We start from the raw sequence: 21,728 nt of genomic DNA on the forward strand, positions 1-21,728 counted from the left end.
CAAGCTGGTCGAGAGCGACGAGGTGCTGTTCGTTTTCAATCCGCTCGGCACGCCGCCCAATTCGGCGATCCAGAAGTACATGAACTAGAATAAGGTGCCGCAGCTGTTCGTCGCCACCGGCGCCACCAAATGGAACGACCCCAAGGACTTCCCCTGGACCATGGGCTGGCAGCCCAACTACCAGAGCGAGTCCCGGATCTACGCAAAATACATCCTCAAGGAAAAGCCGAACGCCAAGATCGCCATCCTCTATCAGAACGACGATTACGGCAAAGACTACGTCAAGGGCCTGAAGGACGGACTTGGCGCCAAGGCCGCCACGATGATCGTCGCCGAGGAAAGCTACGAAACCTCGCAGCCGACCATCGATTCGAATATCGTCAAGCTGAAGTCGACCAACGCCGACGTGTTCTTCAACGTCACCACGCCGAAATTCGCGGCGCAGGCGATCAAGAAGATGCACGAGATCGAATGGAAGCCGGTTCATTTCCTCAATAACGTCTCGGCCTCGATCGGCAGCGTGATGAAGCCGGCCGGTTTCGAGAATGGACAGGGCATCATCTCGTCCGCCTACCTCAAGGACACGTCCGATCCGGAGTGGAAGAACGACGCCGGCATGAAGGCGTTCGACGAGTTCCTGACCAAGTACTTCCCCGAAGGCAACCGGATCGACGGTTCGGTGATGTACGGCTACACGGTTGCACAAGGCCTGGTGCATGTGCTGAAGGCCTGCGGCGACAATCTCACGCGCGCCAATGTCATGAAGCAGGCGGCCAGCATCAAGAACCTGGAACTCGGCGGCCTGCTGCCGGGCATCAAGGTCAACACCAGCGCCACGGACTTTGCTCCGATCTCGGCGGTTCAGTTGATGAGGTTCAAGGGCGAGGCCTGGCAGCGCTTCGGCGAAATCATCGACGCCGACGTCGGGGGCTAGGGATCCTCCGGGGTTAACCGACTGCCAAAAAACCACCACGGAACCGGCCCCTGCGCCAACGCGCGCAGGGGCTTTTTCTTGAAGGCCATTGCCGACCGTGCCATAAGTCGCGCACAACATTAAGAAAATGGGAGAAAATTGGAATGCCTTCAATAACCAAGAAACTTGCTATTGCCTCGGCAGCGTTCGCAGTGCTTGCCGCAACCAGCAGTGGCGCGCTCGCGCAGAAGAAGTACGACTCCGGCGCCAGCGATACCGAGATCAAGATCGGCAACATCATGCCCTACAGCGGACCCGCATCCGCCTATGGCGTGATCGGCAAGACCGAGGAAGCCTACTTCAAGAAGATCAATGCCGAGGGTGGCATCAACGGCCGCAAGATCAATTTCATCAGCTATGACGACGCTTACAGCCCGCCGAAGACCGTCGAGCAGACGCGCAAGCTGGTCGAGAGCGACGAAGTGCTGTTCGTCTTCAATCCGCTCGGCACGCCGCCGAATTCGGCGATCCAGAAATACCTGAACTCGAAGAAGGTGCCGCAGCTGTTCGTCGCCACCGGCGCCACCAAGTGGAACGACCCCAAGAACTTCCCCTGGACCATGGGCTGGCAGCCCAACTACCAGAGCGAAACACAGATCTATGCAAAGTACATTCTCAAGCAGATGCCGAACGCCAAGATCGGCGTGCTCTATCAGAACGACGACTACGGCAAGGACTACCTGAAGGGCCTGAAGGACGGACTCGGCGCCAAGGCGGCTTCGATGATCGTGCTGGAAGAAAGCTACGAGGTCTCCGCGCCGACCATCGACTCCCATATCGTCAAGCTCAAATCGGTCGGCGCCGACGTCTTCGTCAACATCACCACACCGAAATTCGCCGCGCAGGCGATCAAGAAGAACAATGAAATCGGCTGGAAGCCGGTGCATTTCCTCAACAACGTCTCGGCGTCGATCGGCAGCGTGATCAAGCCGGCCGGCTTTGAAGCCGCCCAGGGCATCATCTCGTCGCAATACCTGAAGGATACGTCCGATCCGCAGTGGAAGGACGATGCCGGCATGAAGGCGTTCGACGAGTTCCTGACCAAGCACTTCCCCGAAGGCAACCGGGTCGATGCCAACGTCATGTACGGCTACACGGTCGCGCAAGGTCTCGTGCATGTGCTGAAGCAGTGCGGCGACAACCTCACGCGCGAGAACGTCATGAAGCAGGCGGCCAGCATCAAGAACCTGGAACTCGGCGGCCTGCTGCCCGGCATCAAGGTCAACACCAGCCCCACCGACTTCGCTCCGATCTCGTCGGTGCAACTGATCAAGTTCAAGGGCGAAACCTGGGAAAGGTTCGGCGAGATCCTGAGCGGCGACGCGACGAACTAAGCATCTCCGGGTACGAAGCCTCGTACCCAACGACCCCCGCAGCACGCTGCGGGGGTTTTCTTTTGCGCCGAACGGATGGATAACTGGCGTCGCATGTCTCCAACTCCCAATCCCGTGACGCGATGATCGACAGACGCCCTCTCCTGCGCGCGATCTTCGACGCCGCCATTGCCGCAGCACATCCCGACGTGGTGCTGGCGCGGCATCTGCCCCCGACCCCGAAGGGCCGGGTGATTTGTCTGGCCGCCGGCAAGGGCGCCGCCGCCATGGCCGCGGCAGCAGAGCGGCACTATCTCGACGAACTGGGGCTGCCGCCATCGCGGCTCACCGGTATCGCGACCACCCGCCACGGCCACGGCGTGCCGACGCGGCGGATCAGGGTGGTCGAAGCCGGCCATCCAGTGCCCGATGAAGCCGGCCTCAAGGGCGCGGCGGACAGCCTGCTGCTGGCGCAGGAGGCGCGGCCCGACGACCTGTTGCTGGTGCTGCTGTCGGGCGGCGGTTCCGCGAACTGGATCGCGCCGGTGCAAGGCGTGTCGTTCGCGCAGAAGCAGCAGTTGAACCGGGCGCTGTTGCGCTCGGGCGCGCCGATCGGCGAGGTCAACACCGTGCGCAAGCATTTGTCGCGGATCAAGGGCGGCCGTCTGGCGCGCGCAGGCAGGCTGGCCGAGATCGTGACGCTGGCGATCTCGGACGTTCCGCATGACGACGCTTCCGCGATCGCATCGGGACCGACCGTGCCGGATCCGACCACGCTTTCGGATGCGCGCGCGCTGGTCGCCAGATACGGACTGCCGGTCGACGACGCCGTCCGCGCAGCCCTCGATGATCCCGCCAACGAGAGCTGCAAGCCCGGCGATCCCGCCTTCGCGCGCGCGCATTTCGAACTGATCGCGCGACCCAGAGCTTCGCTCGACGCCGCGATCAAGCTGGCAAGGGATGCCGGCTACGCGATCATCGATCTCGGCGCCGATCTCGAGGGCGAGGCCCGCAGCGTCGCCGCCGATCATGCGCGACTGGCGCTGCAGGCGCGCGCCGAAGGCAAGCGCCTGGCGATCCTCTCCGGCGGCGAACTCACGGTGACCGTCCGCGGCCAGGGCCGCGGCGGCCCCAACCAGGAGTATGCGCTGGCGCTGGCCGGGCTGCTCGGGGACACCTCAGGTATTTCGGCGCTGGCCGCCGATACCGACGGCGCCGACGGCGGCGCCGGCAGTGCGACCGATCCCGCCGGCGCGATGATCGATTCCACCACGTTCGAAAAAGTCAAATCGCTCGGCCTCGACACCCGGGCCTGCCTCGCCGACAACGACGCCACCACCTTCTTCACCGCGACCGGCGATCTCGTGCTGACCGGCCCGACGCTGACCAATGTGAACGATATCAGGGTGATTTTGGTGGACTGAGTGTGAGGCGGTGTGTCCCGGACGCGGTGCAGCGCTCTCGCGCTGCTCCGCAGAACCGAGACCCATGAACGTTGCCGCGCATGAAGCATGGGCCCCGGGTCAGCAGCGCACCGCTCCGCGCTGCGCAGCGCCCGGGGCACGCGACCGCATCAAAACTCTCTTGCGATCGTCGCCAGCATGTCCAGCAGCGCGGCGCGGTTGGCGGGGCCGAGCAATTCGTTGAGACGGGCTTCGTGCTTGGTGGCGACCAGCTTCTTGGCGCGCGCCAGCACCGCACGGCCCTTGTCGGTCAGCATCAGGATGTGGGAACGGCGGTCGTTGGTCGAACGGACCCGCGTGCACAAATCGCGGCTCTCGAGGCCATCGAGCATCGCCACGAAATTCGGCCGGAGGATGCCGAGCGTATTGGCGATCTCGGTCTGGTTGCGGCCTGGATTTCTGTCGAGCAGCAGTAGCACCGAGAACTGTGCCGGCGTCAGCTGCAGCGGCGCCACGCAGCGCAGAAAATCCTCGAACACCCGAAGCTGCGCGCGCTTGAGCGAATAGCCCAGCAGTTCGGACAATTCGCCGAGCTGCAGCGCCGCGTCAACAACTGCGCCCTCGGCCGGTTCCTTGCGGGCGGCGCGGGACGGCTTGGCGGCATCGACGGCGGCAGCGGCGCTAGCGGTTTTGGAAACAGTCATCGCTCGAGGCTCGCAATCCCGGTAGGCTCGGACAAGACCCGGATACAGTGGACGGGCCTTGAAGTTATATTTGATAATTGTTATGCACTATATCGAATATCGGCGGGACTTTTCAACTGCTGTTATTTGACGGTCAGCGGCTGCTCAAGGCCGCGACTGGTCCGATGCGTGATGGGGGAGCGCCCGGTCTTGAACACGACGATCATGCTGTTCCTGGTGCAGGACGGCATTACCAATGGTGCGATCTACGCCCTGCTCGGCCTTGCGCTGGTGCTGGTGTTCGCCGTCACCCGCGTCATCCTGATTCCGCAGGGCGAATTCGTCACCTTCGGCGCGCTGACCTATGCCACGCTGTCGGCGGGCAACATGCCGGGCACCGCCCAGCTCGCGGTGGCGATGGGCGTGGTGGCGTTCGGCCTCGATCTGTTCGGCGGCCGCCGCTCGCTGCACTTGCGGCTGGTCGCGCGGGCCTTCGCGATCAACATCCTGCTGCCGGTGGCGATCTACGCCCTGACATACTGGTTCGCCGGCAAGAACACCCCGATCGCGGTCAATATCGCGCTGTCGCTGCTGATCGTCGCGGCGATCGGGCTGTTTCTCTACCGCCTCGTCTTCCAGCCGCTGGCGCACACCTCGGTGCTGGTGCTGCTGATCGCCTCGGTCGGCGCCCATCTCGCGCTGCAGGGCCTCGGCCTGGTGTTCTTCGGCGCCGAAGGCCAGCGCGGCCCGACCATCTCGGATGCGGCCTTCATGGTGGGCCCGCTGCGCTTCACCGGCCAGAGCATCGCGGTCTACGCCATCACCATCGCCTTCATCGTCGGGCTGTGGCTGTTCTTCGGCCTCACGCTCTATGGCAAGGCGCTGCGCGCCACCGCCGTCAACCGGCTCGGCGCTCGCCTCGTCGGCATCAGGACCACGCTGTCGGGACAGATCGCCTTCCTGCTCGCCTCCGTGATCGGCGCGCTGTCGGGCATCCTGATCGTGCCGATCACGACGCTGTATTACGACACCGGCTTCCTGATCGGCCTGAAGGGCTTTATCGCCGCAATCATCGGCGGCCTCGTCAGCTATCCCCTGACCGCGGTCGCGGCCCTTGTGGTCGGCACCGTCGAGGCGTTCTCCTCGTTCTATGCCAGCAATTTCAAGGAGGTCATCGTCTTCACGCTGATTCTTCCGGTCCTCGTGCTGCGGTCGCTTGCGGCGCCCGAGGTCGAGGAAGAGAAGGATTGATGGCGATGACGCAACGGCTGTTACCCATCTCGATCTTCGCGGCCCTGATGGCGGTAATCCCGCTGATCCCGGGCATGCCGCCGTTCTGGATCGTTCTGCTCAACAATATCGGCCTCGCCGCCCTGGTGGCGATGGGTCTGGTGCTGCTGACCGGTGTCGGCGGCCTGACATCGTTCGGTCAGGCGGCGTTCTGCGGCTTCGGCGCCTACACCACGGCGGTGCTCTCGACCGCCTATGGCATGTCGCCATGGCTGACGCTGCCGCTGTCGCTGCTGGTCAGCGGCGGCGCCGCGGTCTTTCTCGGCCTCGTCACGGTGCGGCTGTCCGGCCACTATCTGCCGCTCGGCACCATCGCCTGGGGCATCGGCCTGTTCTACCTGTTCAGCAAACTCGAATTCCTCGGCCGCAATGACGGCATCACCGGGATTCCGCCGCTGTCGATCGGTACGCTGAAGATGCTCGATGCCGGCACGATCTATTATGCGATCTGGATCGCGGTGCTGATCTGCGCGCTGCTCAGCATGAACCTGCTGGACTCCCGCACCGGCCGCGCGATCCGCGCGCTGCGCCGCGGACACATCGCCGCCGAAGCGTTCGGCGTGCAGACGCCGCGCGCCAAGCTGCTGGTGTTCATTTACGCGGCTGTTCTGGCCGGGCTGTCCGGCTGGCTCTATGCGCATTTCCAGCGCGCCGCCAACCCGACGCCGTTCGGCGCCCATGCTGGCATCGAATATCTCTTCATCGCGGTGGTCGGCGGCGCCGGCTATGTCTGGGGCGCCGTGCTGGGCGCCGGCATCGTCGTCATCCTGAAGGAGATTTTACAAAGCTATCTGCCGCTGCTGTTCCGCGGCGAAGGCCAGCTCGAGACCATCGTATTCGGCATCCTGCTGGTGCTGCTGCTGCAGCTGGCGCCAACCGGCGTCTGGCCCTGGCTGATGAGCCGGCTGCCGTTCAAGCCGGCTCGCAAGCGGCCCGATACCTCGCTCACCCTGCCCGCGCGCGACCGGCCGGCCGCCGCTCCCGGCGCGCTGCTCAAGATCGACAACGCGCGAAAGCAGTTCGGCGGCGTGATCGCCGTCAACAACGTCTCGTTCGACGTCCAGCCCCGCGAGATCGTCGCCCTGATCGGCCCCAACGGCGCCGGCAAGAGCACGACCTTCAACCTCATCACCGGCGTGCTCACCGCCACCGGCGGCACCATCTCGATGCAGGGCAGAAACATCGATAACGCGCCGCCCCAGGAAGTGGTCAAACTCGGCATCGCCAGAACCTTCCAGCACGTCAAGCTGGTGCCCGACATGAGCGTGCTGGAAAACGTCGCGATCGGCGCGCATCTGCGCGGCCACGCCGGCGCCATCTCCAGCATGCTGCGGCTCGACCGTGCGGATGAAGCGAAATTGCTGGCTGAAGCGGCGCGCCAGATCGAGCGCGTCGGGCTCATCGACCAGATCGATCAGCCCGCGGGCAGCCTGTCGCTCGGCCAGCAGCGCATCGTCGAGATCGCGCGCGCGCTGTGCGTCGATCCGACCCTGTTGCTGCTCGACGAACCCGCCGCGGGCCTGCGGCACATGGAGAAGCAACGGCTCGCCGCGCTGCTGCGGCAGCTGCGCGACGGCGGCATGTCGGTGCTGCTGGTCGAGCACGACATGGGTTTTGTCATGGATCTCGCCGACCGCATCGTCGTGCTCGACTTCGGCACCAAGATCGCCGAGGGCACGCCCGACGCGATCAAGACCAATCCGGATGTAATCAAGGCCTATCTCGGAGCGGTGGCATGAGCGCGCTGCTGAAAGTAACCGATGCCCATGTCGCCTACGGCAAGGTCGAGGCCGTGCGCGCGGTGTCGCTCGAGGTCGCCGACAACGAGATCGTCACCATCATCGGCGCCAATGGCGCCGGCAAGACCACGCTGCTGAACGCCATCATGGGGATTCTGCCGCTGACCGGCGGCGTGGCCTTTGCCGGCAGGGACATGCTGCAGCTCGAGATCGAGGACCGCGTCGCGGCGGGCTTGAGCCTGGTGCCCGAGCATCGCGAGCTGTTCGGCACCATGAACGTCGAGGACAATCTTCAGCTCGGCGCCTTCCGGATCGCGAAAGCCGTCGCGGCGCGATCGTTCGAGCGGGTCTACACGCTGTTTCCGCGGCTGAAGGAACGCCGCAAGCAGCTGGCCGGCACGCTGTCGGGCGGCGAGCAGCAGATGCTGGCGATGGGCCGCGCCCTGATGGGCGCGCCAAAACTGTTGATGCTGGACGAGCCGAGCCTGGGATTGGCGCCGATCATCGTCGCCGACATCTTCCGCACCATCGGCGAACTGCGCGCCGCCGGCGTCTCGGTGCTGCTGGTCGAACAGAACGCGCAGGCCGCGCTGAAGATCGCCGATCGTGCCTATGTGATGGAGCTCGGCGAGTTCATCCTGAACGGCCCGGCTGCGGAGATCGCGACCAACCAGCGGGTGGCGGCGAGCTATCTCGGCTTCACGCACGAGAGCGAGAGCAGGATTTAGAAAAGTAGGGTGGGCAAAGGCGCCCTTTTCGCGCCGTGCCCACCATCACATGTGTTGCAGGAAGAGGGTGGGCACGCTTCGCTTTGCCCACCCTACGATTCCTCCGCCTACTTCGCCGGAACGTACTTCCCGTCCTTCACGGTCAGGATGATGCGCGAGCGGTCGTCGAGGCCGTAGCGGTCAGTTTCGGTGAAGTTGTAGACGCCCTGGCTGGCCGCCATGTCCTTTTCGCTCAAGAGCGCCTTGCGGATGCCTTCGCGGAATTCCGCCGTGCCCGGCTTGCCGGCCTTCAGCGCCACCGGAATGACGCGCTTGAGGATTTCGAAGGCGTCGTAGGAATGCCCGGCGAACTGGCTGCGGCTGTTGGGGCCGTATTTGGCCTCATAGGCGGCATTGAGCGCGAGGCCCGGCTTCTTGGTCAGCGCGCTGTCGGCCTGGGTTTCCGGCGACATCACCGGACCCGACGCCATGATGACGCCCTCGGCCGCCTTTCCGGCGATCCGGATGAAGTCCATGCTGGCGGCGCCGTGGGTCTGATAGATCAGGCCCTTGTAGCCGCGTTCGCGCAGCGTGGTCTGCGGCAGCGCCGCGGCGGTGCCGGATGCGCCGATCAGGATCGCATCGGGATTGGCGGCGACCAGCTTCAGCGCCTGGCCCGCGACCGACGTATCCGGACGGGCGAAGCGCTCTTCGGTGGCCACGGTCATGCCCATGGGCACGCCTTGCTTCTTGAAGTCGTTGAACCAGAGATCGCCGTAGGAATCGGAGTAACCGATATAGCCGACGGTTTTGACCTTGTTCGCCTTCATGTGCTCGTACAGCACCTTGCCCATGATCGGGATCGGCTGCGGCATCGCCACCGACCACTTGGCGCGCTCCGGCGTGATCGGGAACGGGGCCAGGCCGAAATGCGGAATGCCGGCTTCGTTGGCGACGGTGGAGACCGCGACCGTCGGCGGGGTGGTGGACGACCCCATGATGATGTCGGCCTTGGATTCCGTGACGAAGCGGCGGGCATTGGTGGTGGCGGCGGTCGGGTCGCCGCCGTCATCGAGTGTGATCACCTTGATCGGCACGCCGCCGATTTCCTTCGGCACGAATTCGAGCGCGTTGCGCTCGGGAATGCCGAGCGCCGCGGCGGGGCCGGTGGTGGTGACGGTGATGCCGATGACGATTTCATTGGCCTGCGCCATCGCAGGCAAAGCCGGCAGCGTCAGCGACGCTGCGACGACCGCGGCCGACAGGTAAAACTTGTTCATTCATTCCTCCCTTTGAGTGTTGTTATCCAACCTAGATCAAATCCGGGCTGATTATTCAGCCCCTTCTTTAGGCCATGCGCCCGCTTAAGTCAGCCTCTTCCAGTCAGTCTCTTCCACTTAGCCTTGCTTGAACCTCGCCATGATCTCTTCCGGCATCGGTGCGGATTTCAACCGGTTCGGATCGTCCGGATGGCGTCCGACCAGCACCCTTGTCTCGAACGCCTCGATCGCCAGCGCCTCGCCCTTGAACACCTTGTGGGTCACCTCGAAGCTCGAACGCTTGAAGCTCTCGATCCGGCTTTCGATCGCGATCCAGTCGCCGTGGGTGGAGGCGATGTGGAACTTCGCCCTGGTATCGACCATGGGGATGCCGACCAGGCCATATTTGTGGATGATGTCCTGCTTCGAGAAGCCGGCGGCCTCGAACATGATCGAGGTCGAATCGTCGAACATCGCGAAGTAGCGCGGATAGTAAACGATGTTGGCGGGGTCGCAGTCGCCCCACTGAATCTGCACATCGCGCCGGTGGACGAACATGGCTTACGGAACCCCTATCGAGCAGCGAGGACGGTGAGCCCCCTCTCCCATCGGGAGAGGTGAAGAAGGACACGCGGCGAGACGCAATTCCATGCGCAAGAGACCTACTTCGGCGCCATGCGGAGCGCGGCATCGAGCCGCACCACTTCACCATTGAGGTAGGGGTTGTCGATCATGTGCAGCGCCAGCGAGGCGAACTCTTCCGGCTGGCCGAGCCGGTGCGGGAACGGGATCGCGGCGGCGAGCGAGTCCTGCGCCTCCTGCGGCAGGCCGCCCAGCAGCGGCGTCAGGAACAGGCCCGGCGCGATGGTCAGCACGCGGATGCCGAACTGCGCCAGCTCACGCGCGATCGGCAGCGTCATCGCGACGATGCCGCCCTTCGACGCCGAATAGGCCGACTGGCCGATCTGGCCGTCATAGGCCGCCACCGACGCGGTGGAAATCACGACGCCGCGCTCACCTGAAGACAGCGGCTCCAGCTTGGCCATTTCGGCGGCCGCCAGCCGCAGCATGTTGAAGGACCCGATCAGGTTGACCTTGATCACCCGATCGAAATCGGAAAGCGCCATCGGACCGTCGCGGCCGACCACCCGTTTGGCCACGCCGATGCCGGCGCAATTGACCAGAATGCGTGCCGGGCCGTGTGCTTTGGAGGCCGCGCCGATGGCGGCTTCGGCCGAGGCCGCGTCCGAAACGTCGCAGGCCACCGCGACGCCGCCAATTTCGGCGGCAAGGGTTTCGGCCAGCGTGGCGTTGAGGTCGCATACCGCAACCTTCGCGCCCCCTGCAGCCAGCCGGCGCGCGGTGGCAGCCCCAAGTCCCGAGGCTCCTCCGGTGACGATGGCGGCCTGATCTTTCAACTGCATGGTCTTCTCCCTGGAAAGATTGTTCTTCGTGTCCGGCTACAGCGTGATGACGTGGGCCGGCGGCGTCGGCGAATAGAGCAGGTCGATCAGCCCGCTGCGGTGATCCAGCACCGCACGCTGGTTGATCGAGCCCTTGTCGGTGACTTCGCCGCGGTCGATCGACAGCGGCGTATCGAGCAGGACCGCGCGCGTGACCCGGGTCGACGACCCCGTCGCGGTTCCCAGAAACCTGGTCAACCGCTCGCGAAACGCTTCGCGGATCAGCGGATCGGAAGCGGTGCCGGCAAGGTCGTCCACCGGCAGCGTCGGATTGATGAGGCGGCAGCCGTCGAGGTCGAGGATCACCAGCGCCGAGATCTCGTCGCGGTTGATGCCGGCGATCACGACGTCGCGCACCATCGGGGCACAGGCCGCAACAAGCCGCGCGCGCAGCGGCCCGACGCTGACCCAGGTGCCGCTGGCGAGCTTGAAATCCTCGGCAATGCGGCCGTCGAAATCGAAACCCTTGTTGAAATCATCGGGGTCGACCGGCTTCAGCGCATCGCCGAACTTGTAGAAGCCTTCCTCGTCGAACGCCGCCGCCGTCAATTCCGGCTGCCGCCAATAGCCCGGCGTGACGTTGGGGCCCCTGGCGCGAACCTCGAGCTTGCCGTTGTTCGGGATCAGTTTGGCGTCGTTGCCGGAAACCGGAAGCCCGACATGGCCGGAACGGCTGGTGGCGGGTCTTACCGACATGAAGAACGGCGCGGTCTCGGTGGCGCCGAGGCCGGTCAGGACAGGCACGCGGTAGCCGGTTTCAGCCACCGCGAGTTCATCGAGGCCGTTCCAGACGAAGGGCGACAGCGCCGCACCCGAGAAGAACATCGCATGCAGGCGGTGAAAGAATTTGGCGCGTAGCGCCTTGTCGTCACGCAGATAGGGCAGCAGCGATTCATAGCCCTTCGGCACGTTGAAATAGACCGTCGGCGAAATCTCGCGAAGATTGCGTACGGTTTCCTCGATGCCGCCGGGCATCGGCTTGCCCTCGTCGAGATACATCGAGCCGCCGTTGAACAGCGTCAGCCCGATATTGTGGTTACCGCCAAAGGTATGGTTCCATGGCAGCCAGTCGACGATGACGGGCGGCTCGTCCTTCAGGAACGCCAGCGTCTCGCGCAGCATCACCTGGTTGGCGCAGATCATGCGCTGAGTGTTGATGACCGCCTTCGGATTGCCGGTCGAGCCCGAAGTCAGCAGGAACTTTGCAATGGTATCCGGACCGATGGCGTCATGCGCGGCATCGAGGCCGGGATGCTGCGGGGTCGCCAGCAACTCAGCGAGCATCGTCACCTGGCGGCCGGGGACGGCGTCGCGCGAAGCCACGATCTCGGTTCCATCGGGGACATTGGCTGCCAGCGCATTGGCAAATTTACCGGCGTCATCGGCAAACACCATACCGGGCGTCAACAGCTTCATCAGGTAAGCGAGCTTGCCGTAATCCTTCGACACCAGCGAATAGGCCGGCGACACCGGACAGAAGGGGATGCCGGCATAGAGCGCACCGAACGCGAGCAGCGCATGATCGACCGAATTGCCCGAGAGAATCACGATCGGCCTCTCGGCGGAGAGGCCGCGCGCCAGCAGCGCCGAGGCGATCTGCCGGGCCGCGACCAGCAAGCGCGCGTAGGTGATCTGCCGCCAGCCGCCGTCGGCATCGCGCTCCGCCATGAATACGCGATCGGGTTCTGCGTTGGCCCAATGGTGCAGGCGGTCGGTCAGGCGGACCGGATAGTCGCCGAGCGGCGTTTTCGGCCGCAGGTAAATGACGCCATCGTCGCGGCGCTCGATCGTTACCGCGGGATCGCCGAACGAGATCGGCCGCAGCGGCGCATCGCCGGCTCCAGTCGCAGTCGACATTTGAGGCTTGGCGCTCATGTCAGGCCGGTTTCACCTTTGCGGTCTTGCGGTCGAGGAAGTCACGGATCCGGCGCTTGGCCTCTTTATCGCTTTGCGCCACCGTCGCCATCAGCGATTCCATCAGTAGCCCGGTTTGCGGATTGGCTTCCGCAATCATCGGCAGCGCCTGCAGCACCGCGAAATTGGTCAGCGGCGCATTGGCGGCGACACGTTCGGCCAGTTCCATCGCCTTCGGCAGCGCGCCGCCCGCTTCGGTCAGATACTGCGTAAAACCGTAGGCCGAACCCTCGGTCGCCGAATAGACCCGCCCGGTCAGCATCATGTCGGTCATCCTGGCGACCCCGATCAGCCGCGGCAGCCGCACCGATCCGCCGCCGCCGACAAAAATGCCGCGCTGGCCCTCGGGCAGCGCGAAATAGGCCGAGGGCTCGGCGACCCGGATATGCGCCGCGCAGGCGAGCTCCAGCCCGCCGCCGATCACCGCCCCCTTGAGGGCGGCGATGACAGGCACGCGGCTGTACTGGATGCGGTCGAACACCCGGTGCCACATCTGCGAATGCCGCAGACCTTCGGTGGCGTCGTGCTCGGTCAGCTCCGACAGATCGAGGCCCGACGAGAAATGATCGCCGATGCCGTGGACCACCACCGCGCCGACGCCTTCAGGCAGGTCGGAGAAGCAATCCTGGATCGCGAGAATAATGCCATCGTTCAGCGCATTGCGCTTGGCCGGCCGGTTGAGACCCACGGTCATGACCGCGCCCACCGTCTCGATCTTGAGCAGCGCGGACCGCTCGGCGGTCGCGGCAGGTGCGGCGTTTCCCATGGGCGTTTTACGTCCTGTCCAGAATAGTTATGTTTTATAACGAATACGGGGGGAGTCAATCCTCCCCGTCGTCCCGGCGACCGCCGGGACGACGCGCGGGTTTCACAACACCTGATGGACGTCGATCACGACGCGGTCGGCGTGGCGGGCCGCGGAACCGACGAACAGGTTTTCCATCAGCCAGCGGTATTTTTCGCTGCCGGTCTCGAACCTCGGCACGGTGCGGAAATAGATCAATTTGGGATCGACCGGCTCGCCACGCTTCAGCTTCTGCAGCAATTCCACCGGGCCGAAGCGGATGCCCGTGTTCTCGACATAGACCACCGCGCCGTCGTCGGTCTCGAAGGCGTATTTCGCCTCCAGCTCGATCAGTTCGTTGGGCCGGATGATCTGAAAATCGGCGCCGAACGCGCAGATCTTGCCATTGACGCCTTCGCCGCGCACCTCACCGCCCAGGATCGGAATGATCCGGCGCACGCCGTGACCGATCTCGCCGGCCGATGTCACTTCACCGATACGGACGGTGAGCGTAAAGACATATTTGGTCGCAAGCTCCGGCGTCATGATAGCCCTTTTATTGGAGCATGATCTTATCGGAAAACCGGTACCCACTTTTCCGGATCATGCTCTACCCCATCATGCGTTGCGGCAACCAGAGCGCCAGGATCGGAAATGCGATCAGGATCACCAGCCGGATCACGTCGGTGAAGACGAACGGCGCCACGCCCCTGAAGATCGTGGCGAACGATGCGTCGGGAATCACGCTCTTGATGACGAAGACATTCATGCCCACCGGCGGCGTGATGAGGCCCAGTTCCACCGTCATCACGATGATGATGCCGAACCAGATCGGGTCGAAGCCGAGATGGACGACCACCGGGAAGACGATCGGAACGGTCAGGATGATCATGGCCATCGCGTCCATCAGGCAGCCCAGCGCCAGATACATCACCATGATGAGGGCGAGGACGCCGTAGGGCCCGAGGCCGAGGCCGGTGAGAAGCTCCGTGACCTTTTGCGGGGTCTGCGTCACCGTGAGAAAATAGCCGAAGATCAGCGCGCCGATCAGAATCGTGAAGACCGCGGCGGCGGTGCGGGTCGCCTGCAGCAGCGAATTGAGGATTTTCTCCTTGTCGAGTCGTCCGGTGAGCACGCCGATCAGGAATGCGCCGGTGGCGCCGACGCCGCCGGCCTCGGTCGGGGTGAAGCGCGGCAGGAAGGGCAGCCCGTAGAGGCCGCCGATGACGAAGACGAACAGCAGCACCGGCGCCCAGATATCCTTCAGGCCGGCGAAGCGCTCGCGCCATGAGGTTTGCGGGCCGGTCGGCAGAAAGCCCGGCCGAAGCCACCCGATCAGCGCAATGGTCAGCATGTACATGGCGATCGCGAGCAGGCCGGGAATGATGCCGGCCATGAACAGCTTGCCGATGTCCTGCTCGGTGATGATGCCGTAGACCGCCAGCACTGTCGACGGCGGCAGCATGGCGCCCAAGGTGCCGCCAGCCGCAATCACGCCGGTGGCGAAGGACTGCGGATAACCGAAGCGACGCATCTCCGGATAGGCGACGGCGGAAAACGTCGCGGCCGTCGCCACCGACGAACCGCAGATCGCGGCAAAGCCGCCGCAGGCTCCGACCGTCGCGATTCCCAGCCCGCCGCGCAAATGTCCGACGAAGCCGTTGGCGGCGTGGAACAGTTCGCGGCTCATCCCGGAATTGGTGACGAACGCCCCCATCAGCAGGAACATCGGAATCACGCCGAACGTATAGTCGGTCACCGTGCGCATCGAGGTCTGGCCGACCATTTTGAGCGCCGGGGAAAAGCCGACGAGGTAGCCGAAGCCGGTGACGCCGACGAGGCCCATCGCCATTCCCACCGGCACGCGCAGCAGCATCAGCGCGAACAGCGCGACAAATCCGAGGATGGCGACGGCGTCGGTGCTCATGCCGTCTACTCCACGGGCTTGATCTTGGGATCGTCGTGCATCAGCTCCGGACTGAATATCAGGCGCCAGGTGCGGATCGCGATCAGCAGCACCGCGGCGGCGTCGCCGGCCCACGCCACCGCGAAGAACGGCCAGGTCGGCATGCCCATGTCGAAGGTGAGAACATTATCCTTGTAGGTGCCATGCACCTTGTCGAACAGCGTCCAGGTCTGCACCGTCACCACGAACAGCAGAACCAGCGTGGCAAAGACGTCGATCATCCGCTGGTATTTCGGGCCCACATTGGCCCAGACCAGATCGACGGTGATGTGTCCGCCGCGATAGCTGGTCGCCGCGATCCCCCAGAAGATCAGAATACCGAGCATCATGCGCCCGATATCGAAGGAGTCCGGGATCGAATAGTTGAAGATGTTGCGCAGCAGCACGGCGATGAAAATGTTGGCGGCGACGATGCCGACAAACGCCGCCGCGATCCATTCGATCGTATCGATGAAACGATCCATCGAAGCGCGCTTCATGTCGGGAATTTCCTATCGCTTGATGTCATGTGCTGAATTGATGCGCCGCGCGGCTTCACTTCACCTCTCCCGCTTGCGGGGGAGGTCGGCGCGTAGCGCCGGGTGGGGGCAGCCGCAACGGCAGTATTTCGATCTGGCACCCCCACCCCGACCCTCCCCCGCAAGAGCGGGAGAGGGAGCGCACCGAGTGGTTTACTGTGCCAGCGCGTTGTTCTTGGTCAGCTCGGCGCGAAGCTCCTTCATCGCCGCATCCGGATCGCCGCCGGCCTTCTTGACATTGTCGGCCCAGGTCTTGACCAGCGGCTCGGACGCCTTCTTCCACAGCGCGGTCTGTTCCGGGGTCAACTTGTAGACTTCATGGCCGGGCAGCGCCTTGATCTTCTCGACACCGGAGTTTTCATAGGTGCCCCACGGTCCGCCGACGCGGCCGGCGGCCTCGGTGTTGCAGTTGTTGTCGATCGCCTTCTTCTGCATCGCGGACATCTGGTTGTATTTGTCCTTGTTCATCACGAAGGCAAAGGTGGTGACGTAGAGCGGCGCCTCGATGTGGTATTTCGTCACCTTGTCGATGCCGAACAGCAGCACCGATCCCCACGGGAAGGTGACGGCGTCGGCGACGCCGCGCTCGATGATGTCGCGGACTTCCGGCGCCGAGGACTGCACGTTGGTGCCGCCGAGCGAGGTCACGTAATTCGCCATGGTGGCGTGGGCGGGGCGGATCTTCATGCCCTTGATGTCGTCAGGCACCACGATTTTCTTGGTGCGCGAATGGAACGTGGAGGGCGAGTGGATGAAGCCGAGGCAGAACTTGACGTCCTTCATCTCCTTCTCGGCGTATTTCCGGTACCAGGCGTCGAGCGCCATCGAGCCGCCCTTGGCGTCCGACATCAGGAACGGCAGCTCGCCGGCACCGATGATCGGGAAGCGGCCGGGCTGATAGCCTGGATTGATGTAGGTGACGTCGGCGATGCCGTCGCGCGCCATGTCGTAATGATCGAAGGCCTTGCCGAGCTGCTGCGCCGGATAGACCTTGTATTTGATGGTGCCGCCGGATTCCTTTTCGACCGCCGAGCCCCAGTCTTCCAGCGCTTTCTGCAGCGGATGCGACGCCGGCACCCAGTGCGACAGCTTCAGTTCGAAGGTCTTTTCCTGCGCGAACGCGGGCGTCACGCTGGCAGCCAACAGCAACGCCAAAAACGCTTTTCTCATGGACGTTCTCTCCCTTTGAGCATGAAGTCGGGCTTCGAGGACCCGGTCTTGTTATTTAACATGTTATATAGTGTGCCCGGTTTTTCAAGCCGGACAATGCTGTCATAAACCTGGTTCGCCCATGGAACATCAATCCTGCGGGCTCTTGCACTGTGGCACAGCGGCATATCAGATTTCGCACCGGCGGCACTTTGCCAAAATTGTTATATGATATAATCATCATTGCAAGTCCGCCGCGGTCGTCGGCAGGTCAACCTACATTAGACCATGGGAGCAGGGTTTGCGGACAAAGGTCGTCATCATTGGCGCGGGCCCGGCGGGTTTGCTGCTTGGGCAATTGCTCCACGCCTACGGCATCGACAACGTCATCCTGGAGCGGCAGACGCCGGATTATGTGCTCGGCCGCATCCGCGCCGGCCTGCTCGAGGAAGGAACCGTTATCCTGCTCGGTGAAGCCGGCGCCGGCGCGCGCGCCCATCGCGAGGGCCTGGTCCATGACGGTCTCGAGCTCGCCTTCGGCGGCGAGCGCCACCGCATCGACCTGAAAGCCGCCACCGGCAAGACCATGATGATCTACGGCCAGACCGAAGTGACACTGGATTTGATGAACGCGCGCAAGGCGGCCGGCCTCACCACGGTCTATCAGGCCGCGGACGTCAAGCCTGATGACTTCGACACCGACCATCCAAGGGTGAGCTACGTCAAGGATGGCGTTACCCACGAGATCGCCTGCGATTTCATCGCCGGCTGCGACGGATTTCACGGCGTCAGCCGCGCCAGCGTCAAACCGTCTGCGATCCAGACCTTCGAGCGGATCTATCCGTTCGGCTGGCTCGGCATCCTGTCGGAAACGCCGCCGGTCAGCCACGAATTGATCTACACCAACCACGCCAGGGGCTTTTCGCTTTGCACCATGCGCTCGATGCGGCGCAGCCGCTATTACGTGCAATGCTCGCTCGACGACCATGTCGATCAATGGCCGGACGACAGGTTCTGGGATGAACTGAAGCGGCGGCTGGACCCGGAGGCATCAGACAAATTGATCACCGGGCCCTCGATCGAAAAAAGCATCGCGCCGTTGCGCAGCTTCGTTGCCGAGCCGATGCGGTTCGGGCGGATGTTCCTGGCCGGCGACGCCGCCCATATCGTGCCGCCGACCGGTGCCAAGGGGCTCAACCTCGCCGCCAGCGACGTGCGCTTTCTGTCGCATGCGTTGCGCGAGTTCTACGACGAGAAATCCTCCGCCGGGATCGACGCCTATTCCGCAAAGGCGCTGTCGCGGGTCTGGAAGGCGGTGCGGTTTTCGTGGTGGATGACCGCGATGATGCACAAATTTCCCGATCAGGGCGAATTCGGCGCACGGATTCAGGTGGCGGAACTGGATTACCTGGTGAGTTCGAAAGCGGCGACGGCGTCGATGGCGGAGAATTATGTGGGGCTGCCGTATTAGTTGGTTCGGCGTCGCGTGGTTGCCCTCACATCACCAAAGGTCGTCATCACCCGCGAAAGCGGGTGACCCAGTACGCCGCGGCTTCTCGGTTCAATCGATCGTCTCTGGAATACTGGATCACCCGCTTTCGCGGGTGACGACAATTGTGGTTGGTTTCGGCACCTGTGTGTCGTTTCAAACACCCGTCCAAATCCCGTTTAAAACTTTGTAGGCTGTGCATTTCGCGACGAAAGCTCGTTCAATGGCGGGATGGAGCACCGCATGACCAATACCGATATCCCCGACGGTTTCGAGCGCCAGTCCCGGCCCAGTCCGCTCACCGATCCGTGGGAGCCGATCTATTCGAAAGAGACCCCCGACGCGATCATCCTTGGGCTTCGACTGGCCACGCCGCATACCAACGCGCGCGGGTTCGCCCATGGCGGGCTGATCGCCGCGCTGACCGACAAGGCGATGGGACACAGCTGCGGTCGCAAGATGCGCGGCGCCTACTCGCTGGTGACCGTCAGCATGGCAATCGATTTCGTCAGCAGCGCCCAGATCGGGCAATGGCTCGCGGTCGAAACCGACGTCATCAAGACCGGCAGCACGCTCTGCTTCGCGCAGTGTTTCGTCAAAGCCGATGACGCCGTGATCGCGCGCGCCAATGCCACGTTCCGCGTGGTGCCGAGGAAAGAGTAAGGATCTCGTGTCCCGGACGCAGCGCAGCGCTTCACGCTGCGCTGCGTCCGGGGCACGGCGGCGCTACCTGCCAAACCGCCAGTCGCTGAGTTCGACCACGAGATCGATGAAACTGCGCACCTTGGCCGACAGCAGCCGCGAGGTCGGGTAGACGATGTGGATCGGCAGCGGCGGTTGCTCGAACTTGGCCAGCACGATTTTCAGCCGGCCAGCCTTGATGGCGTCGGCGGCCTGATAGGCCAGCACCCGGGTCAGGCCGCCGCCCTGCTCGGCATACTGGATCGCAGCATCGGCGCTGTTGGTCAGGAATCGCGGCGTGCAGGCGATTCGGATATCGCGGCCGGCTTCGACAAAGCGCCAGTCCGGCAATGCGGCCGTGGCGCCGAACTGAATGGTCGTGTGGGAGCCGATGGCCTCCGGGGTTTTGGGCTCGCCGCGCGCCTTCAAGTAGGCTGATGAGGCCACCACGATCCGCCGCATCTCGCCGACCTGGCGGGCGACCAGGCTGGAATCGGCGAGGTGACCGATCCGGATGGCCAAGTCGACGCCGTCTTCCACCAGGTTGATCATGCGGTCCGACAGCAGCAGCTCGCCTGTCACCTCGGGATAGCGCATCAGATACGCCGACATCACAGGGCTGACGTGCAGCCGCCCGAACCCGACAGGCGCCGAGACCGTCAGCCGTCCGCTGGGCCGGGTGCGTTCGCCCTCGACCGAGCCTTCGGCTTCCTCGACATCGGCGAGGATGGGTCGGATGCGCTCGAGATAGCGCGCGCCGATATCGGTCAGCGTCACCGACCGGGTGGTCCGCTGCAACAGCCGGGCGCCGAGACGATCCTCCAGCGCCGCGATCAGCCGCGTCACCCCCGAGGGCGACAGCCCCAGTTTGCGCGCCGCCGGGGCGAACCCCCGGAGGTCGGCCACGGCGACAAAGGCCTGCATGGCGTCGATGCGATCCATGGCATTATTTCATATATTGCAATTATGAAGTGTCAAGGTAGATAATTGTTTCCAAAGCAGATGGAGACCAAGTTACGGCCATGGCGAGCAGGCGCTCGCTCTCGACTGACCAAAGGATCAATCACCATGTCCCGCCTCCCCACCCCCGCCTCTATCGAAGCATCCCCGACCGCCTCGCAACCCCTGCTCCAGGCCGTCAAGAAGCAGCTTGGAGTAGTGCCCAACCTGTTCCGCCTGATCGGCAACAGCCCGGCCGCGCTCGAAGGGTATCTCGGGCTGAACGGCGCCCTCGCCAAGGGGGCGCTCGAAGCCCCCACCCGCGAGCGCATCGCGCTCGCCGTTGCCGAGATCAACGGTTGCGACTACTGCCTTTCCGCGCACTCCTATCTCGGCAAGAACCTCGCGAAGCTCTCGGATGCCGAAATCGCGGCCAATCGCGGCGGCAGCTCGGGCGATCAAAAGGCCGACGCGGCGGTTCGATTCGCCGTGAAACTCGTCAACGCCCGCGGTCACGTTTCGGACGCGGACGTCAGGACCGTCAGGGACGCCGGTTATACCGATGCGCAGGTGATTGAGATCGTGCTGCATGTCGCGCTGAACACCCTGACCAATTACGTCAACGAGGTTGCAGACACCGTGATCGATTTCCCGGTGGTCAACGCAAGGGCCGCCTGAAGCCACGGAAGCGGCGCGTTCCGTTCAGCGAATGCGCCGCACACCCGCTGCAGGCAGAGTTCAAAGGAGGCTTCAATGTCAGACACCCAGATCTATTCCAGCGACGTGGCATTCACGCCTGCCGTCAAAACCATTCAGACGCGCAAGGGATCGCGCGAGGCCTATGCCCATGTCGAGCAGCGCGGCGGCTGGCGCACCGAGATCGACGAGGACCTCGCCGCGCGCCTGACCGAAACCAACAGCCTGTATTTCGCCACCAGTACCGCGGACGGCCAGCCCTACATCCAGCATCGCGGCGGCCCGAAGGGGTTTGTCAAAATCCTGGACAATAACACGCTGGCGTTTGCCGATTACAGCGGCAACCGACAATACGTCACGCAAGGCAACCTGTCGGAAAATCGCAAGGCCTACATCTTCATCATGGATTATGCGCATCGCCGCCGCGTCAAGCTCTGGGGCGAGGCGCGCGTGGTGGACGACGATCCGGCGTTGATGAGTTCGCTGATGCCAAAGGGTTACAAAGCGCGCCCGGAACAAGTCATCGTATTCAGGATTTCGGCGTGGGACACCAATTGCCCGCAGCACATCCCGCAGAAATTCGACGCCGCCGACGTCGCGGCGGCGCTGGCCGCGCGCGATGGCCGGATCGCGGAACTGGAAGCGGAACTGGCGGCATTGAAGGGTGAGCGGCTCGCTTGAAGCTATCGTCGTCCATGCGAACGCAGGGACCCATAACCACCGTCGCTCGGTGTTACACTATGTAGTCGAAAAGCACCTTCA

The 21,728-nt window shown here is 63.8% G+C and carries 20 protein-coding genes and 1 pseudogene; 10 read left to right on the top strand and 11 right to left on the bottom strand.

Features of this window, described 5'->3' with window-relative positions; translation table 11 throughout:
• The 3 genes and pseudogenes from Q7U29_RS04575 to Q7U29_RS04585 form a co-directional block, all read left to right on the top strand.
• A pseudogene (locus tag Q7U29_RS04575) lies at positions 1-934 on the top strand (ABC transporter substrate-binding protein); the annotation flags it as partial.
• A gap of 143 nt (positions 935-1,077) precedes the next feature.
• Positions 1,078-2,307, top strand: a complete 1,230-nt coding sequence (locus Q7U29_RS04580) for an ABC transporter substrate-binding protein (RefSeq protein WP_304738999.1) — start codon at positions 1,078-1,080, stop codon at positions 2,305-2,307.
• Between the two features lie 122 nt (positions 2,308-2,429).
• Complete coding sequence (locus tag Q7U29_RS04585; RefSeq protein ID WP_304739001.1) at positions 2,430-3,710, top strand: glycerate kinase; 1,281 nt, start codon at positions 2,430-2,432, stop codon at positions 3,708-3,710.
• A gap of 149 nt (positions 3,711-3,859) precedes the next feature.
• Here Q7U29_RS04585 and Q7U29_RS04590 read toward each other — a convergent pair whose 3' ends face one another.
• Positions 3,860-4,393, bottom strand: a complete 534-nt coding sequence (locus tag Q7U29_RS04590) for a MarR family winged helix-turn-helix transcriptional regulator (RefSeq protein WP_304739003.1) — start codon at positions 4,391-4,393, stop codon at positions 3,860-3,862.
• A 189-nt stretch (positions 4,394-4,582) separates the two neighbouring features.
• Between Q7U29_RS04590 and Q7U29_RS04595 the strand changes: the two genes are divergently transcribed.
• Genes Q7U29_RS04595 through Q7U29_RS04605 form a run of 3 tightly spaced genes read left to right on the top strand, consistent with a single transcriptional unit; the run spans position 4,583 to position 8,129 of the window.
• On the top strand, positions 4,583-5,623 hold the full coding sequence (locus Q7U29_RS04595; protein ID WP_304739005.1) for a branched-chain amino acid ABC transporter permease: 1,041 nt from the start codon (positions 4,583-4,585) through the stop codon (positions 5,621-5,623).
• A gap of 5 nt (positions 5,624-5,628) precedes the next feature.
• On the top strand, positions 5,629-7,401 hold the full coding sequence (locus tag Q7U29_RS04600) for an ATP-binding cassette domain-containing protein (protein WP_304739029.1): 1,773 nt from the start codon (positions 5,629-5,631) through the stop codon (positions 7,399-7,401).
• On the top strand, positions 7,398-8,129 hold the full coding sequence (locus tag Q7U29_RS04605) for an ABC transporter ATP-binding protein (RefSeq protein ID WP_304739007.1): 732 nt from the start codon (positions 7,398-7,400) through the stop codon (positions 8,127-8,129). Before Q7U29_RS04600 ends, Q7U29_RS04605 begins: the two co-directional genes overlap by 4 nt.
• Positions 8,130-8,236: 107 nt before the next feature.
• Here Q7U29_RS04605 and Q7U29_RS04610 read toward each other — a convergent pair whose 3' ends face one another.
• The 9 genes from Q7U29_RS04610 to Q7U29_RS04650 all read right to left on the bottom strand — a co-directional run bounded on the left by Q7U29_RS04610 (position 8,237) and on the right by Q7U29_RS04650 (position 17,182).
• A complete protein-coding gene (locus Q7U29_RS04610; protein WP_304739009.1) occupies positions 8,237-9,388 on the bottom strand; it encodes an ABC transporter substrate-binding protein in 1,152 nt (383 codons plus the stop codon).
• A 117-nt stretch (positions 9,389-9,505) separates the two neighbouring features.
• Complete coding sequence (locus Q7U29_RS04615; protein ID WP_304739010.1) at positions 9,506-9,925, bottom strand: thioesterase family protein; 420 nt, start codon at positions 9,923-9,925, stop codon at positions 9,506-9,508.
• Between the two features lie 104 nt (positions 9,926-10,029).
• Positions 10,030-10,791, bottom strand: a complete 762-nt coding sequence (locus Q7U29_RS04620; RefSeq protein WP_304739012.1) for an SDR family NAD(P)-dependent oxidoreductase — start codon at positions 10,789-10,791, stop codon at positions 10,030-10,032.
• 36 nt (positions 10,792-10,827) lie between these two features.
• Positions 10,828-12,705, bottom strand: coding sequence for a feruloyl-CoA synthase (locus Q7U29_RS04625; protein ID WP_304739013.1), 1,878 nt, complete (start codon positions 12,703-12,705; stop codon positions 10,828-10,830).
• Position 12,706: 1 nt separating this feature from the next.
• Entirely contained in the window at positions 12,707-13,510 is an 804-nt protein-coding gene (locus tag Q7U29_RS04630) for a crotonase/enoyl-CoA hydratase family protein (protein ID WP_304739015.1), read from the bottom strand.
• Positions 13,511-13,612: 102 nt separating this feature from the next.
• Positions 13,613-14,074: a DUF3237 domain-containing protein gene (locus Q7U29_RS04635; RefSeq protein WP_304739016.1), complete on the bottom strand. Its 462-nt coding sequence runs from the start codon at positions 14,072-14,074 to the stop codon at positions 13,613-13,615.
• A 64-nt stretch (positions 14,075-14,138) separates the two neighbouring features.
• On the bottom strand, positions 14,139-15,455 hold the full coding sequence (locus Q7U29_RS04640) for a TRAP transporter large permease (protein ID WP_304739017.1): 1,317 nt from the start codon (positions 15,453-15,455) through the stop codon (positions 14,139-14,141).
• Between the two features lie 5 nt (positions 15,456-15,460).
• Positions 15,461-15,973 (bottom strand): TRAP transporter small permease, encoded by a 513-nt coding sequence (locus Q7U29_RS04645; RefSeq protein WP_304739019.1) that lies wholly within the window; start codon positions 15,971-15,973, stop codon positions 15,461-15,463.
• Positions 15,974-16,165: 192 nt separating this feature from the next.
• Complete coding sequence (locus Q7U29_RS04650; protein WP_304739020.1) at positions 16,166-17,182, bottom strand: TRAP transporter substrate-binding protein; 1,017 nt, start codon at positions 17,180-17,182, stop codon at positions 16,166-16,168.
• A 280-nt stretch (positions 17,183-17,462) separates the two neighbouring features.
• On the opposite strand from Q7U29_RS04650, the gene pobA reads away from it, so the two are divergent.
• Positions 17,463-18,632: a 4-hydroxybenzoate 3-monooxygenase gene (gene pobA, locus Q7U29_RS04655; RefSeq protein WP_304739022.1), complete on the top strand. Its 1,170-nt coding sequence runs from the start codon at positions 17,463-17,465 to the stop codon at positions 18,630-18,632.
• A gap of 261 nt (positions 18,633-18,893) precedes the next feature.
• Positions 18,894-19,313, top strand: a complete 420-nt coding sequence (locus Q7U29_RS04660; RefSeq protein WP_304739024.1) for a PaaI family thioesterase — start codon at positions 18,894-18,896, stop codon at positions 19,311-19,313.
• Positions 19,314-19,376: 63 nt separating this feature from the next.
• Here Q7U29_RS04660 and Q7U29_RS04665 read toward each other — a convergent pair whose 3' ends face one another.
• Positions 19,377-20,273 (bottom strand): LysR family transcriptional regulator, encoded by an 897-nt coding sequence (locus tag Q7U29_RS04665; RefSeq protein ID WP_304739026.1) that lies wholly within the window; start codon positions 20,271-20,273, stop codon positions 19,377-19,379.
• Positions 20,274-20,399: 126 nt separating this feature from the next.
• On the opposite strand from Q7U29_RS04665, the gene Q7U29_RS04670 reads away from it, so the two are divergent.
• Entirely contained in the window at positions 20,400-20,948 is a 549-nt protein-coding gene (locus Q7U29_RS04670) for a carboxymuconolactone decarboxylase family protein (protein WP_304739027.1), read from the top strand.
• 75 nt (positions 20,949-21,023) lie between these two features.
• The gene (locus tag Q7U29_RS04675; protein WP_304739028.1) at positions 21,024-21,647 is read left to right on the top strand and encodes a pyridoxamine 5'-phosphate oxidase family protein; all 624 of its coding nucleotides are present in this window, start codon (positions 21,024-21,026) and stop codon (positions 21,645-21,647) included.
• The last annotated feature ends 81 nt before the right edge of the window (positions 21,648-21,728 follow it).

Source organism: Bradyrhizobium sp., assembly GCF_030654605.1.
GTDB lineage: Bacteria > Pseudomonadota > Alphaproteobacteria > Rhizobiales > Xanthobacteraceae > Bradyrhizobium.

Excerpts from the sequence above, each read along its gene's own strand:
- Q7U29_RS04580 (WP_304738999.1), top strand. The coding sequence starts at position 1,078 with ATGCCTTCAATAACCAAGAAACTTGCTATTGCCTCGGCAGCGTTCGCA.
- Q7U29_RS04585 (WP_304739001.1), top strand. The coding sequence starts at position 2,430 with ATGATCGACAGACGCCCTCTCCTGCGCGCGATCTTCGACGCCGCCATT.
- Q7U29_RS04590 (WP_304739003.1), bottom strand. The coding sequence starts at position 4,393 with ATGACTGTTTCCAAAACCGCTAGCGCCGCTGCCGCCGTCGATGCCGCC.
- Q7U29_RS04600 (WP_304739029.1), top strand. The coding sequence starts at position 5,629 with ATGACGCAACGGCTGTTACCCATCTCGATCTTCGCGGCCCTGATGGCG.
- Q7U29_RS04605 (WP_304739007.1), top strand. The coding sequence starts at position 7,398 with ATGAGCGCGCTGCTGAAAGTAACCGATGCCCATGTCGCCTACGGCAAG.
- Q7U29_RS04610 (WP_304739009.1), bottom strand. The coding sequence starts at position 9,388 with ATGAACAAGTTTTACCTGTCGGCCGCGGTCGTCGCAGCGTCGCTGACG.
- Q7U29_RS04615 (WP_304739010.1), bottom strand. The coding sequence starts at position 9,925 with ATGTTCGTCCACCGGCGCGATGTGCAGATTCAGTGGGGCGACTGCGAC.
- Q7U29_RS04620 (WP_304739012.1), bottom strand. The coding sequence starts at position 10,791 with ATGCAGTTGAAAGATCAGGCCGCCATCGTCACCGGAGGAGCCTCGGGA.
- Q7U29_RS04625 (WP_304739013.1), bottom strand. The coding sequence starts at position 12,705 with ATGAGCGCCAAGCCTCAAATGTCGACTGCGACTGGAGCCGGCGATGCG.
- Q7U29_RS04630 (WP_304739015.1), bottom strand. The coding sequence starts at position 13,510 with ATGGGAAACGCCGCACCTGCCGCGACCGCCGAGCGGTCCGCGCTGCTC.
- Q7U29_RS04635 (WP_304739016.1), bottom strand. The coding sequence starts at position 14,074 with ATGACGCCGGAGCTTGCGACCAAATATGTCTTTACGCTCACCGTCCGT.
- Q7U29_RS04640 (WP_304739017.1), bottom strand. The coding sequence starts at position 15,455 with ATGAGCACCGACGCCGTCGCCATCCTCGGATTTGTCGCGCTGTTCGCG.
- Q7U29_RS04645 (WP_304739019.1), bottom strand. The coding sequence starts at position 15,973 with ATGAAGCGCGCTTCGATGGATCGTTTCATCGATACGATCGAATGGATC.
- Q7U29_RS04650 (WP_304739020.1), bottom strand. The coding sequence starts at position 17,182 with ATGAGAAAAGCGTTTTTGGCGTTGCTGTTGGCTGCCAGCGTGACGCCC.
- Q7U29_RS04660 (WP_304739024.1), top strand. The coding sequence starts at position 18,894 with ATGACCAATACCGATATCCCCGACGGTTTCGAGCGCCAGTCCCGGCCC.
- Q7U29_RS04665 (WP_304739026.1), bottom strand. The coding sequence starts at position 20,273 with ATGGATCGCATCGACGCCATGCAGGCCTTTGTCGCCGTGGCCGACCTC.
- Q7U29_RS04670 (WP_304739027.1), top strand. The coding sequence starts at position 20,400 with ATGTCCCGCCTCCCCACCCCCGCCTCTATCGAAGCATCCCCGACCGCC.
- Q7U29_RS04675 (WP_304739028.1), top strand. The coding sequence starts at position 21,024 with ATGTCAGACACCCAGATCTATTCCAGCGACGTGGCATTCACGCCTGCC.